Consider the following 17792-nt stretch of genomic DNA (forward strand, 5'->3'; position numbering starts at 1 on the left):
TGCCCATAAAACCATCGCCCAGCACCCGCCCCCGAGCACCCTCAACTACCCCGCCACCAGGACATATACCCAGCTAAAGAGGAATCCAGCACTAGTAGTGCCTGGTCAGGTCGGTATGGGTATGGCGTGGTGGCAGGTGGGGCAGGCGCCGGTCCAGAGGGCGAGGAGTGTCTGCAGCTCGCGGACGACTTGGTAGAGGCTCAGACCGGCGCCAGATCTTTTGGGGTGCGGGCCAGTCGTTGCAGGGTGCAGAAGGCGTGCGCGACGGAGACGAGGGTGACGTGGTGGTGCCATCCGTTCCAGGTCCGGCCCTCGAAGTGGGCAAGTCCCAGGGCCTGTTTCATCTCCCGGTAGTCGTGCTCGATGCGCCAGCGGAGCTTGGCGAGGCGGACCAGCGTGGCCAACGGCATGCCGGCGGGCAGGTCGGACAGCCAGAACTGCACCGGCTCGCTCTCACCGGCGGGCCATTCGGCCAGCAGCCAGCAGACGGGCAGTTCCGGGCCGTCGACGTGCTGGCGGACCTCGCGTCCGGCAGGCCGGATCCGCAGGGTCACGAACCGGGAGTACATCCGCTTCACGCCCGAGCGGCCGGTGCCGGGCCGGGAACCCTGGCGCCACTGCACCGGCATGGCCGCCTTTTGCCCCGCCGCGATGACCAGCTCCTTCACCGACCGCGGCTTGCCGGGATACTTCGCCACCGGCGGGCGTCCGGTCCCCGAGTACGGCTCGGCCACCGGGACCGCGTCAGCGCTCTGGGCCGACAGCGTGCTGGAGATCCCCACCACGTAGTTCAGGCCGCGGGTCTGCAGTCCGTGCCGGAACGCGGCGGCGTCGCCGTAGCCGGCGTCCGCGACGGCCAGCGGCACCTCCAGTCCCCAGGAACGGGTCTCATCCAGCATGTCCAGGGCCAGCTGCCACTTCTCCACATGCCCGACGTCCTCGGGGATGCCGCAGGCTGTGCGTCGGGCGACCTTGTCCGCATCGGCTTTCGCCGAGGCGGGATCCCAGGTCTGCGGCAGAAACAGTCGCCAGTTGACGGCCGTGGAAGCGTGGTCGGACGCGAGGTGCAGCGAGAGTCGGGTAGGACCGCCGCATTGCTGCGGCGGTCCCCCCTCAGAACCGGCCGTGCGGGCTTTCCCCGCAGCTCGGCTCAAGCAAGCCCGGAAGGCTCACAGGCGTGCAGTGCAGGACGAGTGAATGAGACGGAGCTGCACCCCGTCCGACGTGTCGATCCCGCGATAGGTGATCTTCCTGGTGGTGATCGCCTGGCGGGTGCCCCGCACCCATTGCTCCCACTCGGTGGGGCTGGACGGCGTGGCGTCGGCGTGCAGCAGCGGGCCCCGGCAGATCAGACATTGCCCGTTCTGCGCCTGGAGCAGGCGCAGGGTGGCGCGGTTGATCGGCGGTGGTGGACTGGTGCGTCGCCGTTCGGCCCAGTAGGTAGCCAGGGCGGGGTCGTCCGGGGACGCTGAGCCGTGGACCATCTGGTGTCGGACGATCTTCGTCCAGGCGAATTTCAGCAGGTAGGCGCCGCTGTCGCGGTCACCGAACACCCACTGGTCCTGCCGGGACTTGTTGAACGTGCCGTAGTACCGGGCGGTGACCCAGTGCCGGGGCTTGTTCGGGTGAGCGCGGGTCGCCCACTTGTAGGTGAGCTTCCACATGTAGTCGTCCAGCGCGGTGAAGACCTCGCTGGCGACCACGCTCCGGTAGTAGGCCGACCAGCCCCGGATGATCGGGTTGAGTCGTTGCAGCACCGCGGCGGCGTTGGCCCCGTGCAGGGACCGTATCTCGGTGCGCAGCCTGTTCCGGATCCGTCTGACGGCCTCGCGGCTGGGCTTGATCAGCAGCTTGCCGTGATAGCGGCGGATGGTGAAGCCGAGGAAGTCACAGCCCTCTTCGAGGTGGACGACGCGCGTCTTGTCCTCGTTGAAGACCAGTCCTCTCGGCCTCAGCCACTCGGCAAGCCGGGCCTTGACCTGTTCGGCCTGTTCCCGTGAATGACACAGGGCGACAAGATCGTCGGCGTATCTCACCAGCAGCGGGGAGCCCGGCATGGTGTCACCGGCACGGCGGCCGGTCTGCCGGTACTGGACTCCCGCAGCCATCTCCATCCCGTGCAGAGCGATGTTCAAGAGCACGGGGCTGATCACGCCGCCTTGGGGAGTTCCCTCCTCGGTTGGCGTGAACCGGCCTTCCTCGACCACACCTGCTCGCAGCCACTGCCCGATCTGTTCCCGCGCGGGGAACGTACCGAGCTGCTGGAGAAGGTAGTCGTGGTCGATTCGGTCGAACGCCGCTGCCAGATCCGCGTCCAGTACCCACCGGCGGCGGGCCTTGCTGCCCTTGGCCGTCCAGTAGATCGCTGCGATCGCGTCCTGACAGCCGCGGCCGGGCCGGAAGCCGTACGACTTCGGCTCGAACCGCGCTTCCCACTCCGGTTCCAGTGCCTGGGAGACCCGGGCTTGCTCAACCCGGTCCAGGATCACGGGAATGCCGAGCGGGCGTCTCTTGCCGCCTGGCTTGGGGATATACACCCGCTTGACGGGTCGGGCTCTGTCCGGGCTGATCCGGTGCTGAACCCGGTGGGCCAGTTCCGCTTTGCCCGAGGCGGTCAGGACCACCTGACCATCGATCCCGGCCGTCTTGCGTCCTGTATTGATCTCCGTCACCCGTCGCACGCTGACCAGCGTGCTGGACAGGGAACGGAGCATCAGTTTCTGCAAGTTGCGGACCCTTTTGAGGTCCCCTGCCTGCGATGCCGTGAAGATTCTCTGCCGCAGTCGCCGTACTGACTCCTCCTGGGCCTGCCAGTCGATGGCATCCCAGTCGAGCGGAGTGTCCTCCGGTCCGTTCACCGCAGCGGTGCTGGTCGCGGCCGGGGCGGCAGAGCACAGGCACCCGCGTACGACAGGAGCGATGACGATGGGCATGTATCCCATGCGGACCCCGGACCGCTGCCCCCACTGCGGCAGAACTCTCGTCGGCCCACCCGCCGAACGGGTCGCGGCCGACGGCTTCCCGGCGGAGGTGACCTACGAGACCGACCCCCTGTGCGGTGCGCGCTGGCATGTGTGGGACAAGACGTCTCCGCTGCGCAGCCGTGCCGGCCCCTACGTGGACGGCACGGATTGACGTCGCGGCGCTCGTGCATCCGAGGGACCGCGTCAGGCACCGGTCGGTGCCGGTCTCCGCCCGGCGCAGAGGGGCCGCCGACCCGCACGATCGGCGGCCCCTCTCGTACGCGCTCGCCCTGGCCACGTACACGCCCGGCCCTGGCGTCGTACGTGCTCAGCCCTGCGAAATGGTGATGTCCTGCTCCCGGGTCGCGTGGACCGAGGGCAGGGGGAGGCCGGTGGCGCTGATGTCGAACACCGTGGCCTCGACGTGCGCCGGTCCCGGGACGAGGGTTTTGGGCGCGCCCTTCTCCGAGTTGCTCCAGCGGTGCTCCGCGCCGTCGCAGACCGCCGAGGAGCCGCCGATGGGGTGGCTGGCCCAGGGATCGCCCTGGGACACCGTGGAGGACACGAACACGGGCCCGGCGGCGCCCGTGCAGCGGTAGGTGCCGGAGAGGGTGATGGTGCCGTCGGCGGCGACCGTGCCGGTGGGGTCGATGGTCACCTCGTCGGACGGGGCGGTCCGGGCGGTGTCGTACGGGGCGGACACGGCGACGGCGGACGGGGCGAGGAGCAGGAGCAGCGCGGCACCGGCGGCCGTGCCGATGGCGTGGCGAAATGACATGGAGTACCTCCTGGAGCGGGGGCCTGGAAAGGGCGCTCAAGAGGTACCTGTCCGGGGCCCCGAGGACGGTGATCATCACCCCTTTGGTGGCGAGTTGGCACCGTCCGTCTTGGGGACGTCCGAGAGTTGTCCTCGTGTTGTCACGCTTCACGACCGGCTGTTCCGATCAGTTCGCCGCGCGCGCATGGTCTATGGATGCGAGGGCGACGACAACGCCGCCGACACTCTTCGCATCCCACGTGGAGGTGCACCATGTGTTCACACCAGTCTTCGTGCCCGTCCGCGGACGTCACCGCCCCGCACGTCGTTTCGGCCCACCCCGAGCAGGGCTGGAACCTCCTGTGCAACGGCGCGATCGTCTTCGACGACAGCGGCGAACTGCTCCCCGACGGCAGCGTGATCGCTCCGCACCGGGTGTTCGCCGACCAGCTGGCCGTCGCGGCCTGATCTCCGCTTCCCCCGCGCGCCCTACGCCAGTACGGCGAAGCCGTCGAGTTCGACCAGCGCCTGTTCGTCCCACAGGCGCGTGGCGCCGATGACGGCCATCGCGGGGTAGTCGCGGCCCGCCAACCGGCGCCAGATGCGGCCCAGTTCGGGAGCGTGGATCCGGTAGTCGGCGACGTCCGTGGTGTAGACCGTGACCCGGGCGAGGTCGGCGGGACCGCCGCCCGCCGCGCGCAGCGCGGTCAGCAGATTGGTCAGCGCCCGCTCGAACTGCAGGGGCAGGGTCCCCCCCACCACCTTCCCGTCGACGTCGAGCGCGGTCTGTCCGGCCAGGAAGACGACACGGGAGCCGGTGGCGACGACGGCGTGGGAGAACCCGGCCGGCGGGGAGAGCTCGGGCGGATTGACACGCTCGGCGGTCATGCGGACCCCGTTCCCTGTGCCCGGTGGACGGTCATGCGGACCCCGTTTCCCGTGTCTGCCCGGCGGTCATGCCGACCCCGTCTTCCCGTGCATGCCCGGCCGCTTCCGGGCTCTGTGCGGCCGCCCGGTACAACTCCTTGGCGATGACCGTCCGTTGGACCTCGCTGGCCCCCTCGTAGATGCGCGGCGCGCGCACCTCGCGGTAGAGGTGTTCGAGGAGATGGCCGCGGCGCAGGGCGCGGGCGCCGTGCAGTTGGACGGCCGCGTCGACGACGTACTGGGCCGTCTCGGTCGCGAGCAGCTTCGCCATCGCCGCCCGACGGGGAACGTCCGACGCCCCCTCGTCGTACGCCGCCGCGGCCGCGTACACCATCAGGCGGGCCGCCTCGGTGCGCAGCGCCATCTCGGCGACCCGGTGGGCCACGGTCTGCAGGTCCTTCAGCGGGCCGCCGAACGCCTCGCGTCGTGACGTGTGCGTGAGGGTCGCGTCCAGCGCGGCCTGCGCCATACCGACGGCGAAGGCGCCCACGCTCGGCCGGAACAGGTTGAGGGTGTTCATGGCGACCCGGAACCCGTGGTCGCGTTCGCCGAGGACGTCGTCCGCCGTGACGGGTACGGCGTCGAAGGCGAGGGCACCGATGGGGTGCGGGGAGAGCATGTCGAGCGGGGTGCCGGTGAGGCCGGGGCGGTCGGCGGGGACCAGGAATGCGGTGACGCCGCGGGCTCCGGCGTCGGGCGCGGTCCGCGCGAAGACGGTGTAGAAGTCGGCCTCGGGGACGTTGGAGATCCAGCATTTCTCGCCGGTGAGCCGCCAGCCGCCGGTGCCGTCCTCGTCCGCCCGCAGCGCCAGCGCGGCGGCGTCCGAGCCCGCGCCGGGCTCGCTCAGCGCGAAGGCCGCCACGGCGCCGCCGTCCGCGACCCGGGGCAGCCAGTGCTCGCGCTGGGGCGCCGTGCCGTACGCGTGGACCGGATGGGCGCCGAGCCCCTGGAGGGCCAGTGCCGTCTCGGCCTCCGTGCACACCTGGGCCAGGGACTCGCGCATCAGGCAGAGGTCGAGGGCACCTGAGGTGAACAGGCGGGCAAGCAGCCCGAGTCGGCCGAGTTCGGCGACGAGCGGTCGGTTGACGTGGCCCGGCTCGCCCTTGTCGGCCAGTGGGCGCAGGTGTTCCGCGGCCAGTGTGCGCAACTCGGCGCACCAGGCGGTCTGCCCCGGATCAAGCGAGAATGCGGTCATTGCCCGTCCCCTCTCCCCGTCGGACGCCACCCACGTTATCGCGAACCGTTGACTGTCGTCACCAACACGATACGCTCCTTGTGCGAGCCCACCACCACGCCCACCAAGGCAAGGGGGCGAACCCTCCATGGACCCTGTGGATCCCGTGGATCAAGCGGATCCCGCGGACACCTTGGGGCCGGCACACTCGGCCCACGTCGACACCTTCGCGCGCGACCATCTCCCGCCCCCCGAGCAGTGGCCCGAACTCCGCTTCGACCTGCCCGGACTCCGCTACCCCGTTCGGCTCAACTGCGCCGCCGAACTCCTCGCGGACACCGACCCCGAACGCCCGGTGTTCCGTACGCCGTCAGGCACCCCGTGGACGTACGGACAGCTGCGCGCCCGCGTCGACCGGATCGCCCATGTGCTGAGCGGCGAGCTGGGCGTCGTCCCGGGCAACCGGGTGCTGCTGCGCGGCCCGACCACCCCGTGGCTGGCGGCCTGCTGGCTGGCGGTGCTGAAGGCGGGCGCGGTCGCCGTCACGGTCCTCGCGCAGCAACGGCCGCACGAACTGAGCACCATGTGCGGGATCGCGCGGGTGACGCACGCCCTGTGCGACATCCGCTCGGTCGACGATCTGGTCAAGGCCGAGATCCCCGGACTGCGGGTCACGACGTACGGCGGTGACGCGCCCGACGATCTGCTGCTGCGGATCACCGGTGCCCCGGACGAGCCCTTCGACGCGGTGGACACGGCCGCCGACGACGTGGCGCTGATCGCGTTCACCTCGGGCACCACCGGACGGCCCAAGGGCTGTATGCACTTCCACCGCGATGTGTTGGCGATAGCGGACACCTTCTCGAAGCATGTGTTGCAGCCACACGAGGACGATGTCTTCGCCGGCAGTCCTCCCTTGGGGTTCACCTTCGGGCTCGGCGGTCTCGTCGTCTTCCCCCTGCGCGCCGGCGCCTGCTCCCTGCTGCTCGAACAGGCGGGCCCCAAGCAGTTGCTGCCCGCGATCGCCGAGCACCGGGTCTCCGTACTGTTCACCGCGCCGACCGCCTACCGCGCGATGCTGGCGGAACTGGCGGAACGGACGGAGCGGACGGAGCCGGCCGAGCACGACATCGGTTCACTGCGGCGCTGTGTGTCCGCGGGCGAGAACCTGCCCGCGGCGACCTGGCGGGACTGGCACGGGCGCACCGGGCTCGGCATCATCAACGGCATCGGCGCCACCGAGCTGCTGCACATCTTCATCTCCGCCGCCGACGGGCGGATCCGCCCCGGCACGACGGGCCTGCCTGTGCCGGGGTGGCACGCGCGCGTGGTCGACGCCGACGGGGCGCCGGTGCCGGACGGCGAACCCGGCCTGCTCGCCGTACGCGGCCCGGTCGGCTGCCGGTATCTCGCCGACCCCCGGCAGCGGGAGTACGTACGCGGTGGCTGGAACATCACCGGCGACACCTACGTCCGCGATCCCGACGGCTACTTCCACTATGTGGCCCGCGCCGACGACATGATCATCTCGGCGGGGTACAACATCGCGGGCCCCGAGGTCGAGGACGCCCTGATGCGGCACCCGGACGTTCTCGAGACGGCGGTCGTCGGGCGGCCCGACGAAGCACGCGGGCAGATCGCGGTGGCCTACACCGTGCTCAAGGAGGGCGCGCGCCGGGACGCCGAGGCGCTGCGCGCCTTCCTCAAGTCCGAGCTGGCGCCGTACAAATGCCCCCGCGAGATCGCCTTCCTGGACGCGTTGCCACGCACCGCCACGGGGAAACTCCAGCGGTTCCGGCTGCGCGAGGAGACAGGTGCTGACGCACTGTCACCTCCCGCACCCGAGGGTGACTTGTCCACGGGCGGCGGTCCCAAGTGATCTTCGCGCACTAGAGTGATCAACGTGTCAGAGCAACACGCCCCCCGGTCCCTCATCGTCACCTTCTACGGCGCGTACGGCCGGTTCACGCCCGGCCCGGTGCCGGTGGCCGAGTTGATCCGGCTCCTCGCCGCGGTCGGCGTCGACGCGCCCTCGGTGCGGTCGTCGGTGTCCCGGCTCAAGCGCCGCGGGCTGCTGGAGCCGGCGCGCACCGAGGCGGGCGCGGCCGGGTACGCGCTGTCGCCGGACGCGCGCCAGTTGCTCGACGACGGCGACCGCAGGGTGTACGCGTCGGCGCCGCCCGAGGACGGCGGCTGGGTGCTCGCCGTCTTCTCCGTGCCCGAGTCGGAGCGGCAGAAGCGGCACGTCCTGCGTTCGCGGCTCGCCGGTCTCGGCTTCGGCACGGCCGCCCCCGGGGTGTGGCTCGCCCCGGCGCGGCTGTACGAGGAGACCCGGCACACCCTGGAGCGGCTGCGGCTCGATCCGTACGTGGAGCTGTTCCGCGGCGAGCATCTGGGGTTCGCCGCGACGGCCGATGCGGTGGCGCGCTGGTGGGACCTGGCGGCGATCGCCAAGGAGCACGAGGCGTTCCTCGGGCGGCACGCGCGCGTGCTGCACAGGTGGGAGGGGCGCGCGGACACCCCGCCCGAAGAGGCCTACCGCGACTATCTGCTCGCCCTCGACTCCTGGCGCCATCTCCCGTACACCGACCCGGGGCTGCCCGCCGCGCTGCTCCCCGAGGACTGGCCCGGGGCCCGCTCGGCCACCGTCTTCCGGGCGCTGCACGAGCGACTGCGGGACGCGGGAGCGGAGTTCGCCGGGGTGCCCCCGTGGTCCGGGCGCGCCGACGCCAGGTGACCTCCGCCGCGGGATGTCCCGCGCCGACGGCGTGGGCACCGCGGGGCCGGACGTGCCCGCGCTCACGCGGGACGTCCGGGGGTGCCGTACGCACGTCTCCCGACCCGCCGGTCCGGCCCTCAAGTCCCCAAGGTGAGACGGGGCTTGGGGGCGTCCGTGCGGCCGGTCCGCGGGGGGCGGCTGCCCGCGCGGTAGGGCTTCGGCCAGCCGGTGCCCGGTCCCTCGTAGCCCTGTTCCGCAGCCGCGTGCAGCGTCCAGTTGGGGTCGTACAGGTGCGGCCTGGCGAGTGCGCACAGGTCGGTCCGCCCGGCCAGGATCAGGGAGTTGACGTCGTCCCAGGAGGAGATCGCGCCGACGGCGATCACCGGGAGGCCGGTCTCGTGGCGGATCCGGTCGGCGTACGGCGTCTGGTAGGAGCGGCCGTAGTCGGGGTGCTCGTCCGCCACCACCTGGCCGGTGGACACGTCGACCGCGTCGGCGCCGTGCGCGGCGAAGGCCCGTGCGATCGCCACCGCGTCGTCCCCGGTGGTGCCGCCCTCCGCCCAGTCGGTGGCGGAGACGCGTACCGTCATCGGCCGCTCCTCCGGCCACACGGCCCGTACCGCGTCGAACACTTCGAGGGGGAAGCGCAGCCGCTTCTCCAGCGATCCGCCGTAGGCGTCGGTGCGCAGGTTGGTCAGCGGCGAGAGGAAGCCGGAGAGCAAGTAGCCGTGGGCGCAGTGCAGTTCGAGGAGGTCGAAGCCGCAGCGGGCGGCGCGGCAGGCGGCCGCGGTGAACTGCTCGCGCAGATCGGTGAGCTGGGCGCGGGACAGCTCGCGGGGGGTCTGGCTGTCCGGCTTGTACGGGAGGGGGGAGGCGGCCACGAGCGGCCAGTTGCCGTCCGGCAGGGGTTCGTCGATGCCCTCCCACATCAGCCGTGTGGAGCCCTTGCGGCCGGCATGGCCGAGCTGGAGGCCGATCGCGGTGCCCGGCGCCTGCTGATGCGTGAAATCGACGATCCGCCGCCAGGAGTCGGCCTGTCGGGCGGTGTAGATGCCCGCGCAGCCGGGCGTGATGCGCCCCTCCGCGCTGACGCACACCATCTCGGTCATCACGAGTCCGGCTCCACCTAGAGCCCGCGCGCCCAGGTGGACGAGATGGAAGTCGCCGGGGACGCCGTCCACGGCCGAGTACATGTCCATCGGTGAGACGACGACACGGTTGCGCAGGGTCAGGCCGCGCATCCGGAACGGGGTGAACATCGGCGGGGTGCCGGGCGGGCAGCGGAACTCCCGCTCGACCGCGGCCACGAAGTGCGGATCGCGCAGCCGCAGGTTGTCGTGGGTGACCCGGCGGCTGCGGGTGAGGAGGTTGAACGCGAACTGCCGGGTGGGCTGGCCGAGATGGCGGCCGATGTCCTCGAACCATTCGAGGCTCGCGCGGGCGGCCCGCTGGGTGGAGGCGACGACGGGGCGCCGCTCCTCCTCGTACGCCGCCAACGCCGCCTCCAGCGAGGGCCGTTCCTCCAGGCAGGCGGCCAGCGCCAGCGCGTCCTCGACGGCGAGCTTGGTGCCGGAGCCGATGGAGAAGTGGGCGGTGTGGGCGGCGTCGCCGAGCAGGACCAGATTTCCGTGCGACCAGCGGTCGTTGACGATCGTCCGGAAGGTCGTCCACGTCGACTTGTTGGCACGCAGCGGGCGTCCGCCGAGCGCGTCCGCGAAGATCTTGCCGCACCGCTCGACGGACTCCTCCTCGTCGAGGTCCGCGAACCCCGAGGCCCGCCACACCTCTTCGCGCATCTCGACGATGACGGTGGAGGCGTCGGACGAGTACGGGTAGCCGTGCAGTTGCATCACGCCGTGTTCGGTCTCGGCGATCTCGAAGCGGAAGGCGTCGAAGGCGAAGTCGGCGGCGAGCCAGATGTAGCGGCAGCGATGCTCCTCGACGGACGGCCGGAACACCTCCGCGTAGGCCGCGCGCGTGAGGCTGTGCACTCCGTCGGCGGCGACGACGAGGTCGTACGCCGTCCTCAGTTCGTCCACGGGCGGGGCCTCGGCCGTGAAGCGCAGCTCGACGCCCAGCGAGCGGCAGCGTTCGTGCAGGATCTCCAGGAGCCGGCGCCGCCCGAGCGCGGCGAACCCGTGGCCGCCGGAAGTGTGACGCACTCCGCGGTGCACGATGTCGATGTCGTCCCAGCGGACGAACTCGGCCTGGAGCGCCGCGTACACGACCGGGTCGGCGTGCTCGATGCCGCCGAGGGTCTCGTCGGACAGGACGACGCCGAAACCGAAGGTGTCGTCGGGCGCGTTGCGTTCCCAGACGGTGATCTCGCGGGCCGGGTCCAGGCGTTTGAGGAGAGCCGCGGCATAGAGTCCACCGGGTCCGCCGCCGATCACCGCGACGCGCATCGCACCACCGCCCGCTCGCCTCCCGCGCCCTGTACCTGCCCGTCCTTCGGCCCCGGCCCCGGCAGGGCCCTCGCGGTCGGCCTCGATCCGTTCCTCGCGGTCATCGTGGCTATCTCGACCCGCGTCCGCACGCATCCCGGGTTCACCTCCCCCGCCACTTCGGGGCCCGCTTCTCCGTGAAGGCCGCGTGGAACTCCGCGTAGTCCTCGCCGTTCATCAGCAGGGCCTGGGTCGCCGCGTCCAGTTCGACGGAGGCGGCGAGCGGCATGTCCAGTTCCGCGGTGAGCAGCGCCTTGGTCTGGGCGTACGCCAGGGCCGGACCGTCGGCGAGGCGGCGGGCCAGCGCCTGCGCGCCCTCGTCGGCGTGCCCCTCGTCGGTGAGTTCGCTGATCAGGCCGATGCGCTCGGCCTCCGGCGCCCGCACCGGTTCGCCGAGCATCAGCAGCCGGGTCGCGTGGCCGAGCCCGACCACCCGAGGCAGCAGATAGGCCGCGCCCATGTCGCCGCCGGACAGCCCGACCCGGGTGAAGAGGAAGGCGAAGCGGGCGCTCGGGTCGGCCACCCGGAAGTCGGCGGCCAGCGCCAGCACGGCTCCGGCGCCCGCCGCCACCCCGTGCACCGCCGCGATCACCGGGAACGGACATTCCCGTACGGCCCGGACGACCTGACCGGTCATCCGGTTGAAGTCGAGGAGCTGGGCGGTGTCCATCGAGAGGGTCGCGCCGATGATCTCGTCGACGTCACCGCCGGAGCAGAATCCGCGGCCCTCGCCGGCGAGCACCAGGGCGCGTACGGACCGCTCCCGGGACAGTTCGGCGAGCAGGTCGCGCAGGTCGGCGTACGCGCCGAAGGTGAGCGCGTTGAGTTTCTCGGGGCGGGCCAGGGTGACCGTGGCGACGCCGTCGGTGAGCTCGTACCGCAGATGCTCCCAGTCGGGGGTGCGGGTGGCGGAGCCGGTGAAGGGACTCATGACGGGCGGCCTCCTCGGGCGGGGGCGACGCGATGCGACTGTTCAACCAAGTTATCACTCATCTGTGACTGTCGTCATGAGTGCGCGATAGAGCGGTTGTTGTGTCCGGCAATCGACGGTCACGTCGCTTTCCGGACAGCGACGGTCACGTCGCTTTCCGGACACGGTTCGACGTGACGCGGCGTGATGTGACATGGCGCGATGTAGCGACTGCGAGTCGTGAAGTGACCGCCGTGCGTCGTGAGGGGGCGGCGACAGGTAGTGAAGCGGCGGCCGCGAGGTGACCCTGGTCCGTCACTGCGTCACGGATCGTCGATAGCCGTGTAACGGCGGGAGCGGAGGTGGGAGGGGGACCGTTCGTCCGGGTAGACAGCCCCGTATCGGACCGAACGTCCCGAAAGGAGACCGTGACACCCCACGGACACACCGGCCGATGTCCCGAGAAAGCCCACCGCGCGCGTTCGCCCGGTGGAGTCGTACCATTCCTTAGGTTGTCAGCAGGACTGCCTGCTCCATGAACGGACCCGCCTTGCACGACACCCCGTCACCCGCCTCCTGGCGCATCGCGCTGCCGCACACCGTCGCGGCCGTGCCCGTCGCCCGCGCCCTGGTCCGCACGGCACTCGCCGAGCGGGAGCACGCGGCCGACAGCGACACCGCCGAGCTGCTCACCGCGGAGCTGGTCGCCAACGCCGTCGAGCACACCGCGGGCGACGGGCCGATAGAGCTGGTCGTGGAGCTGATGCCGACCGGCTGCCGGGTCGAGGTGCACGATCCGGACCCGGTGCCGCCGCTCGACCTCACACTCCCGCACCCGCCGGGAGAGCCCGACCCCTGGCAGGAGCACGGGCGCGGCCTGCTGCTGCTGCGCGCCCTCAGCTCGGCCTGCGGGCACCGCCCCACCGACTCCGGCAAGGCCGTCTGGTTCAGACTGCCCGTGGTTCCCGCTCAGCGGCGTCCCGTGATGTAGCGGCCTCGGCTCCGGGACCGCCGGACATCGTACGGAGAAGTCAGGCCAGCGTGGCAACCATGATCGCCTTGATCGTGTGCAGCCGGTTCTCGGCCTGGTCGAAGACGACGGAGTGCGCCGACTCGAAGACCTCGTCGGTGACCTCCAGCGAGTCCAGGCCGTACACCTCGTAGAGCCCACGGCCGACCTCGGTGCCGAGGTCATGGAAGGCCGGCAGGCAGTGCAGGAACTTGACGTCCGGGTTGCCCGTGGCGCGCAGCACGTCCATGGTCACGGCGTACGGGACGAGGGCGCCGATACGCTCGGCCCACACCTCCTTGGGCTCCCCCATGGAGACCCAGACGTCGGTGGCCACGAAGTCGGCACCCCGGACGCCCTCGCCGACGTGCTCGGTGAGGGTGATGCGGCCGCCGTTCTTCTCGGCGAGTTCGCGGGCCTGCGCGACGATCTCCTCGGCCGGCCAGTAGGCCTGCGGAGCGACTATCCGGACGTCCATGCCGAGCAGCGCGCCGGTGACGAGGTACGAGTTGCCCATGTTGAAACGGGCGTCACCCAGATAGGCGAAGGTGATCTCGCCGATCGGCTTGGGGCAGTGCTCGGTCATCGTGAGGACGTCGGCCAGCATCTGCGTGGGGTGCCATTCGTCGGTGAGGCCGTTGTAGACCGGCACTCCGGCGTAGGCGGCCAGCTCCTCCACCGCGGCCTGGCTGTCGCCGCGGTACTCGATGGCATCGAACATGCGGCCGAGCACGCGGGCGGTGTCCTTCACCGACTCCTTGTGACCGATCTGGGAGCCGGTCGGGTCCAGATAGGTCGTCGAGGCGCCCTGGTCCGCGGCCGCGACCTCGAAGGCGCAGCGCGTGCGCGTCGAGGTCTTCTCGAAGATCAGCGCGATGTTCACGCCCGTGAGGTACCGGGTCTCCGCCCCGAGCTTCTTGTCCGCCTTGAGTCCGGCGGCCAGCTCGACCAGGCCGAGGAACTCCTCCTCCGTGAAGTCCAGCTCCTTGAGGAAGTGACGGCCGGCGAGGGCGGTCGGGACTGTCGCCATGGGGGCGCTCCAGGGATGACGGGGGGCGAGGGCAGGGACGGATGCTTGGAATTCTATACGACGCTCAGCATTTATATGCGGCCTTGCGTTCGACTCCATGCCCCACCCGGGAGTACGGCCCCCCACAGCGGCCCCCACGACGCTCCGGCGGGGCCTATACGGGGTCCCGTTCGACGGGGCAGCTCATGCAGCGCGGGCCGCCCCTTCCCCGGCCCAGCTCGCTGCCCGGGATCTCGATCACCTCGATGCCCTGCTTGCGCAGATGTGTGTTGGTGGTGGAGTTCCGCTCGTAGGCGATGACGACGCCCGGCTCGACGGCGAGGACGTTGCAGCCGTCGTCCCACTGCTCCCGCTCGGCCGCGTGCACGTCCTGCGTGGCGGTCAGGACACGGATCTCGTTGAGGCCGAGCGCCGCGGCGATCGCGCGGTGCATGTGCTCCGGCGGATGGTCGGTGACCTTCAGCTCCTTGTCCCCCGCGCCCGGCTCGATGGTGTACGAGCGGAGCATGCCGAGCCCGGCGTACTGGGTGAAGATGTCGCCGTCGACCATCGTCATCACGGTGTCGAGATGCATGAGCGCCCGCCGCTTGGGCATGTCGAGCGCCACGATGGTGCTCGCAGAGCCCGCCGCGAACAGCTTGTGCGCGAGCATCTCGACGGCCTGGGGCGTCGTCCGCTCGCTCATGCCGATGAGCACCGCGCCGTTGCCGATGACGAGCACGTCGCCGCCCTCGATGGTGGACGGGTAGTCCGCCTGCCCCTCCGACCAGACATTGAAGCCCTCCTCGCGGAAGAGGGGGTGATGCCGGTAGATCGCCTCGAAGTGCACCGTCTCGCGCTGCCGGGCCGGCCAGCGCATGGCGTTGATGGAGACCCCGTCGTAGATCCAGGCGGAGGTGTCACGGGTGAAGAGGTGGTTGGGCAACGGCCGCAGGAGGAAGTCGTCGAGGTCCATGACATGGAAGCGCACGGAGGTGGGCTCCGCGTGCGAGTCCAGGAACTCGCGCTTGGTCATGCCGCCGACGAGCACGGACGCCAGCTCCGGGGCGGGCAGGGTCTCGAAGGCGGCCCTGAGATGGGCGGTGGCGAGCGGCCCGTACTCCTTCTCGTCGAAGACCCGGTCCAGGACGAGCGACCTGGCCGCCGGGATCGCCACGGTCTCGGCGAGCAGGTCGCCGAAGAGGTGGACGGTGACCCCGCGGTCACGCAGCACGTCGGCGAACCCGTCGTGTTCCGCGCGCGCCCGGCGGACCCACAGCACGTCGTCGAAGAGAAGCGCGTCCTTGTTGCTGGGGGTGAGCCTTTTGAGCTCGAGATCAGGCCGGTGCAGGATGACGCGGCGCAGCCGCCCGGCCTCGGAGTCGACGTGGAATCCCATGTCTCCATCCTGACCATCCGGACGCCCGTTCACCCGTGGATCGCCCGAGCCGCACCGCATTCATTTCGTCCCCTTGACGATAAGCAGGCTCCCCCGTTATCGTCCTACTGACGACAACAAGCGACAGCATGTGACGAGGAACCGCCGGGACCGCCCGGCGAACGAGGGGGTACTCATGGCCGACATCACGCGACGCCTCGGCTGGCGCCATCTGCGCGGGGCGCCCACCGCCCATGTCCGGCACCACATGTCGGGACGCCTGGTCCACGACGGCCCCGGACTCAGCTTCTGGTACCGCTCGCTGACCGCGGCGCTCTCCGAAGTCCCGGTCGACGACCGCGAGTTGGCGATGACCTTCCACGCCCGTACGTCCGACTTCCAGGACGTCGCGGTGCAGGCGACCGTCACCTACCGGATCAGCGACCCCGCGGTCGCGGCCTCCCGCATCGACTTCTCGATAGACCCCGACTCCGGCGCCTGGCGCGGCACCCCGCTGGAGCAACTGGGCTCGCTGCTGACCGAGACGGCCCAGCAGCACGCGCTCGACGTACTGGCCCGTACGTCGCTGGCGTCCGCCCTGGTGGACGGCGTCGCGGCGGTACGGGAGCGGATCGCGGACGGCCTCGCCGCCGAACCCCGGCTGCCCGCGACCGGTATCGAGGTGGTCGCGGTACGGGTCGTCGCGCTGCGCCCGGAGCCCGAGGTGGAACGGGCCCTGCGCACCCCCGCCCGCGAGCAGATCCAGCAGGACGCGGACAAGGCGACGTACGAACGCCGGGCGGTCGCCGTCGAGCGGGAGCGTGCCATCGCCGAGAACGAACTCGCCAGTCAGATCGAACTCGCCCGGCGCGAGGAGCAGTTGGTCGACCAGCGCGGTACGAACGCGCGCCGCGAGGCCGAGGAGCTCGCGGCGGCGGACGCGGTGCGCGCCGGGGCGGAGGCGGACCGCACGGTCCGGCTGGCCGAGGCGGAGGCCACGCGGTCGCTGCGGCTCGCCGAGGCGGAGGCCACCCGGAAGGTGCGGCTCGCCGGGGCCGAGGCGCAGGCGGCGCGCGAGGTCGGCGCGGCGCGGGCCGAGGCGCAGGCGGCCTGGCTGCGGGTCCACGGCGACGTCGACGTCGTCACGCTGCACGCGCTGACCGGCACCCGGCTCGCGGAGAACCTGCCGCGGATCGAGAACCTCACCGTCTCGCCCGACGTCCTCACCGGGCTGCTCGCCAAGCTGGGCAACGGGGCCGCCGGGGACCCGGCGTGAGTCTCGCGCCCCGGGTCGTCCTCGTCCATCGGACCACCGAGTACGAGGAGTTGGTGGCCCGGCACGGCACGCACGGGCAGGCGGCGTTCTTCCTGTCCTCGCGCGGCCGGGACATCGCCGAGGTGGCCGAACGGCACCGGCGGTCCCGCGAGGCGCTCGCCGCGGTCGTGTCGGCCATTCCGCTGACCTGGCGTCAGGCACGGCTGGAACGCGCCGACTTGGATCGCTTCCTGTTCGCGCCGGAGGACGTGGTGGTCGTGGTCGGACAGGACGGACTGGTCGCGAACGTCGCCAAGTACCTGGCGGGTCAGCCGGTGGTGGGGATCGACGCCGACCCCGGACGCAATCCGGGCGTGCTGGTGCGGCACCGGCCCGGGGACGCGGGCGCGCTGCTCGCCTCGGCGCAGGGGGGCAGCGCCGACGAGCTGACCATGGTCGAGGCGGTCGCGGACGACACCCAGCGGCTGGTCGCCCTCAACGAGATCTATCTGGGGGCCGCGGGCCATCAGACGGCCCGGTACCGGCTGGGGCTCGACGAGTACGGGGGTGCCGTCGAGCCCCAAGCCTCCTCCGGGGTGCTGGTGGGGACCGGGACCGGGGCCACCGGGTGGCTCCGCTCGGTCTGGCAGGAGCGGGGCGGGGGGCTGCCGCTGCCGGGGCCCACGGACGAACGCCTGCTCTGGTTCGTCCGCGAGGCCTGGCCGTCGCCGGCCACGGGCACCTCGCTCGTGGCCGGCGAGCTCACCGGGTCCGGTCGGCTGTCCCTCACCGTGGAGTCGGACCGGCTCATCGTGTTCGGGGACGGGATGGAGGGGGATGCTGTGGAGCTGATGTGGGGGCAGACCGTGCGGGTGGGGGTGGCTGGGGTTCGGCTCCGGCTGGTGGGCTGAGGGGCCTGGCGGCCCCCAGCCCCAGCCGTCGCCGGACCCGGCCGAGCCCCGCGGCCCTGGACAGGGGCCTGCCCCGCCGGGGGTCGGCCGCTGCCCCTGGCGGGCGGTCGGCATATCCCCGCCGGGGCGCGGCCCCGGTGGGGGCTGGGCCCCGCCGGGGGGCGGGTGGCCGCGGACCCGGACCGGGCGTCCCCGTGCCCGGCCGGGGTGTCGCTGGCCCGGGCGGGCAGTCGGCGCATCCCCACCGCGGTGTCGCTGCCCGGGCGGGCAGTCGGCGCATCCCCACCGCGGTGTCGCTGCCCGGGCGGGCAGTCGGCGCATCCCCACCGCGATGTC

15 protein-coding genes and 1 pseudogene are annotated in these 17792 nt (G+C 71.5%); 7 read left to right on the forward strand and 9 right to left on the reverse strand.

All coding sequences use genetic code 11. The features are described 5' to 3' along the window. Nucleotides 1-200 precede the first annotated feature (200 nt). Together ACFYR3_RS36100 and ltrA are read right to left on the reverse strand one after the other, a co-directional pair. Nucleotides 201-1076: pseudogene (locus ACFYR3_RS36100) on the reverse strand (IS701 family transposase); the annotation flags it as partial. Nucleotides 1077-1169: 93 nt separating this feature from the next. Next, complete coding sequence (gene ltrA, locus ACFYR3_RS36105; protein ID WP_389286186.1) at nt 1170-2933, reverse strand: group II intron reverse transcriptase/maturase; 1764 nt, start codon at nt 2931-2933, stop codon at nt 1170-1172. Here ltrA and ACFYR3_RS36110 point away from each other — a divergent pair. Further along, on the forward strand, nt 2926-3135 hold the full coding sequence (locus ACFYR3_RS36110) for a hypothetical protein (protein ID WP_355851408.1): 210 nt from the start codon (nt 2926-2928) through the stop codon (nt 3133-3135). The genes ltrA and ACFYR3_RS36110 overlap by 8 nt on opposite strands. 156 nt (nt 3136-3291) lie before the next feature. Here ACFYR3_RS36110 and ACFYR3_RS36115 read toward each other — a convergent pair whose 3' ends face one another. Next, entirely contained in the window at nt 3292-3741 is a 450-nt protein-coding gene (locus ACFYR3_RS36115) for a DUF6299 family protein (protein ID WP_389286188.1), read from the reverse strand. Nucleotides 3742-3993: 252 nt separating this feature from the next. Between ACFYR3_RS36115 and ACFYR3_RS36120 the strand changes: the two genes are divergently transcribed. After that, nucleotides 3994-4188, forward strand: coding sequence for a DUF5999 family protein (locus tag ACFYR3_RS36120; protein WP_355851414.1), 195 nt, complete (start codon nt 3994-3996; stop codon nt 4186-4188). 21 nt (nt 4189-4209) lie between these two features. On the opposite strand, the gene ACFYR3_RS36125 is transcribed toward ACFYR3_RS36120, so the two are convergent. Then, complete coding sequence (locus tag ACFYR3_RS36125; protein ID WP_389286190.1) at nt 4210-4608, reverse strand: RidA family protein; 399 nt, start codon at nt 4606-4608, stop codon at nt 4210-4212. Between the two features lie 31 nt (nt 4609-4639). Next, complete coding sequence (locus tag ACFYR3_RS36130; protein WP_389286192.1) at nt 4640-5842, reverse strand: acyl-CoA dehydrogenase family protein; 1203 nt, start codon at nt 5840-5842, stop codon at nt 4640-4642. A gap of 127 nt (nt 5843-5969) precedes the next feature. On the opposite strand from ACFYR3_RS36130, the gene ACFYR3_RS36135 reads away from it, so the two are divergent. Both ACFYR3_RS36135 and ACFYR3_RS36140 read left to right on the forward strand, forming a co-directional pair. After that, a complete protein-coding gene (locus ACFYR3_RS36135) occupies nt 5970-7700 on the forward strand; it encodes an AMP-binding protein (protein ID WP_389286194.1) in 1731 nt (576 codons plus the stop codon). 15 nt (nt 7701-7715) lie between these two features. After that, a complete protein-coding gene (locus ACFYR3_RS36140) occupies nt 7716-8558 on the forward strand; it encodes a PaaX family transcriptional regulator C-terminal domain-containing protein (protein ID WP_355851426.1) in 843 nt (280 codons plus the stop codon). A 119-nt stretch (nt 8559-8677) separates the two neighbouring features. Here ACFYR3_RS36140 and ACFYR3_RS36145 read toward each other — a convergent pair whose 3' ends face one another. Together ACFYR3_RS36145 and ACFYR3_RS36150 are read right to left on the reverse strand one after the other, a co-directional pair. Further along, nucleotides 8678-10945 (reverse strand): bifunctional salicylyl-CoA 5-hydroxylase/oxidoreductase, encoded by a 2268-nt coding sequence (locus tag ACFYR3_RS36145; protein WP_356782677.1) that lies wholly within the window; start codon nt 10943-10945, stop codon nt 8678-8680. Between the two features lie 142 nt (nt 10946-11087). Then, nucleotides 11088-11915 carry an enoyl-CoA hydratase family protein gene (locus ACFYR3_RS36150; protein WP_261707765.1) on the reverse strand — a complete coding sequence of 276 codons (828 nt, stop codon included), beginning with the start codon at nt 11913-11915 and terminating at the stop codon, nt 11088-11090. 514 nt (nt 11916-12429) lie between these two features. Here ACFYR3_RS36150 and ACFYR3_RS36155 point away from each other — a divergent pair. After that, nucleotides 12430-12885: an ATP-binding protein gene (locus tag ACFYR3_RS36155; protein WP_355851433.1), complete on the forward strand. Its 456-nt coding sequence runs from the start codon at nt 12430-12432 to the stop codon at nt 12883-12885. A gap of 40 nt (nt 12886-12925) precedes the next feature. Here ACFYR3_RS36155 and argF read toward each other — a convergent pair whose 3' ends face one another. Together argF and ACFYR3_RS36165 are read right to left on the reverse strand one after the other, a co-directional pair. After that, complete coding sequence (gene argF / locus ACFYR3_RS36160) at nt 12926-13933, reverse strand: ornithine carbamoyltransferase (RefSeq protein WP_355851436.1); 1008 nt, start codon at nt 13931-13933, stop codon at nt 12926-12928. Nucleotides 13934-14087: 154 nt separating this feature from the next. Further along, on the reverse strand, nt 14088-15311 hold the full coding sequence (locus ACFYR3_RS36165; protein WP_389286197.1) for an arginine deiminase: 1224 nt from the start codon (nt 15309-15311) through the stop codon (nt 14088-14090). Nucleotides 15312-15486: 175 nt separating this feature from the next. On the opposite strand from ACFYR3_RS36165, the gene ACFYR3_RS36170 reads away from it, so the two are divergent. Continuing rightward, a complete protein-coding gene (locus tag ACFYR3_RS36170) occupies nt 15487-16566 on the forward strand; it encodes an SPFH domain-containing protein (RefSeq protein WP_355851442.1) in 1080 nt (359 codons plus the stop codon). Beyond that, nucleotides 16563-17456 carry a hypothetical protein gene (locus ACFYR3_RS36175; RefSeq protein ID WP_355851444.1) on the forward strand — a complete coding sequence of 298 codons (894 nt, stop codon included), beginning with the start codon at nt 16563-16565 and terminating at the stop codon, nt 17454-17456. The genes ACFYR3_RS36170 and ACFYR3_RS36175 overlap by 4 nt, the downstream gene beginning before the upstream one ends. The last annotated feature ends 336 nt before the right edge of the window (nt 17457-17792 follow it).

Origin of the sequence: Streptomyces sp. NPDC005784 (assembly GCF_042871525.1) — a bacterium.
In the GTDB taxonomy this organism is placed as follows: Bacteria; Actinomycetota; Actinomycetes; order Streptomycetales; family Streptomycetaceae; genus Streptomyces.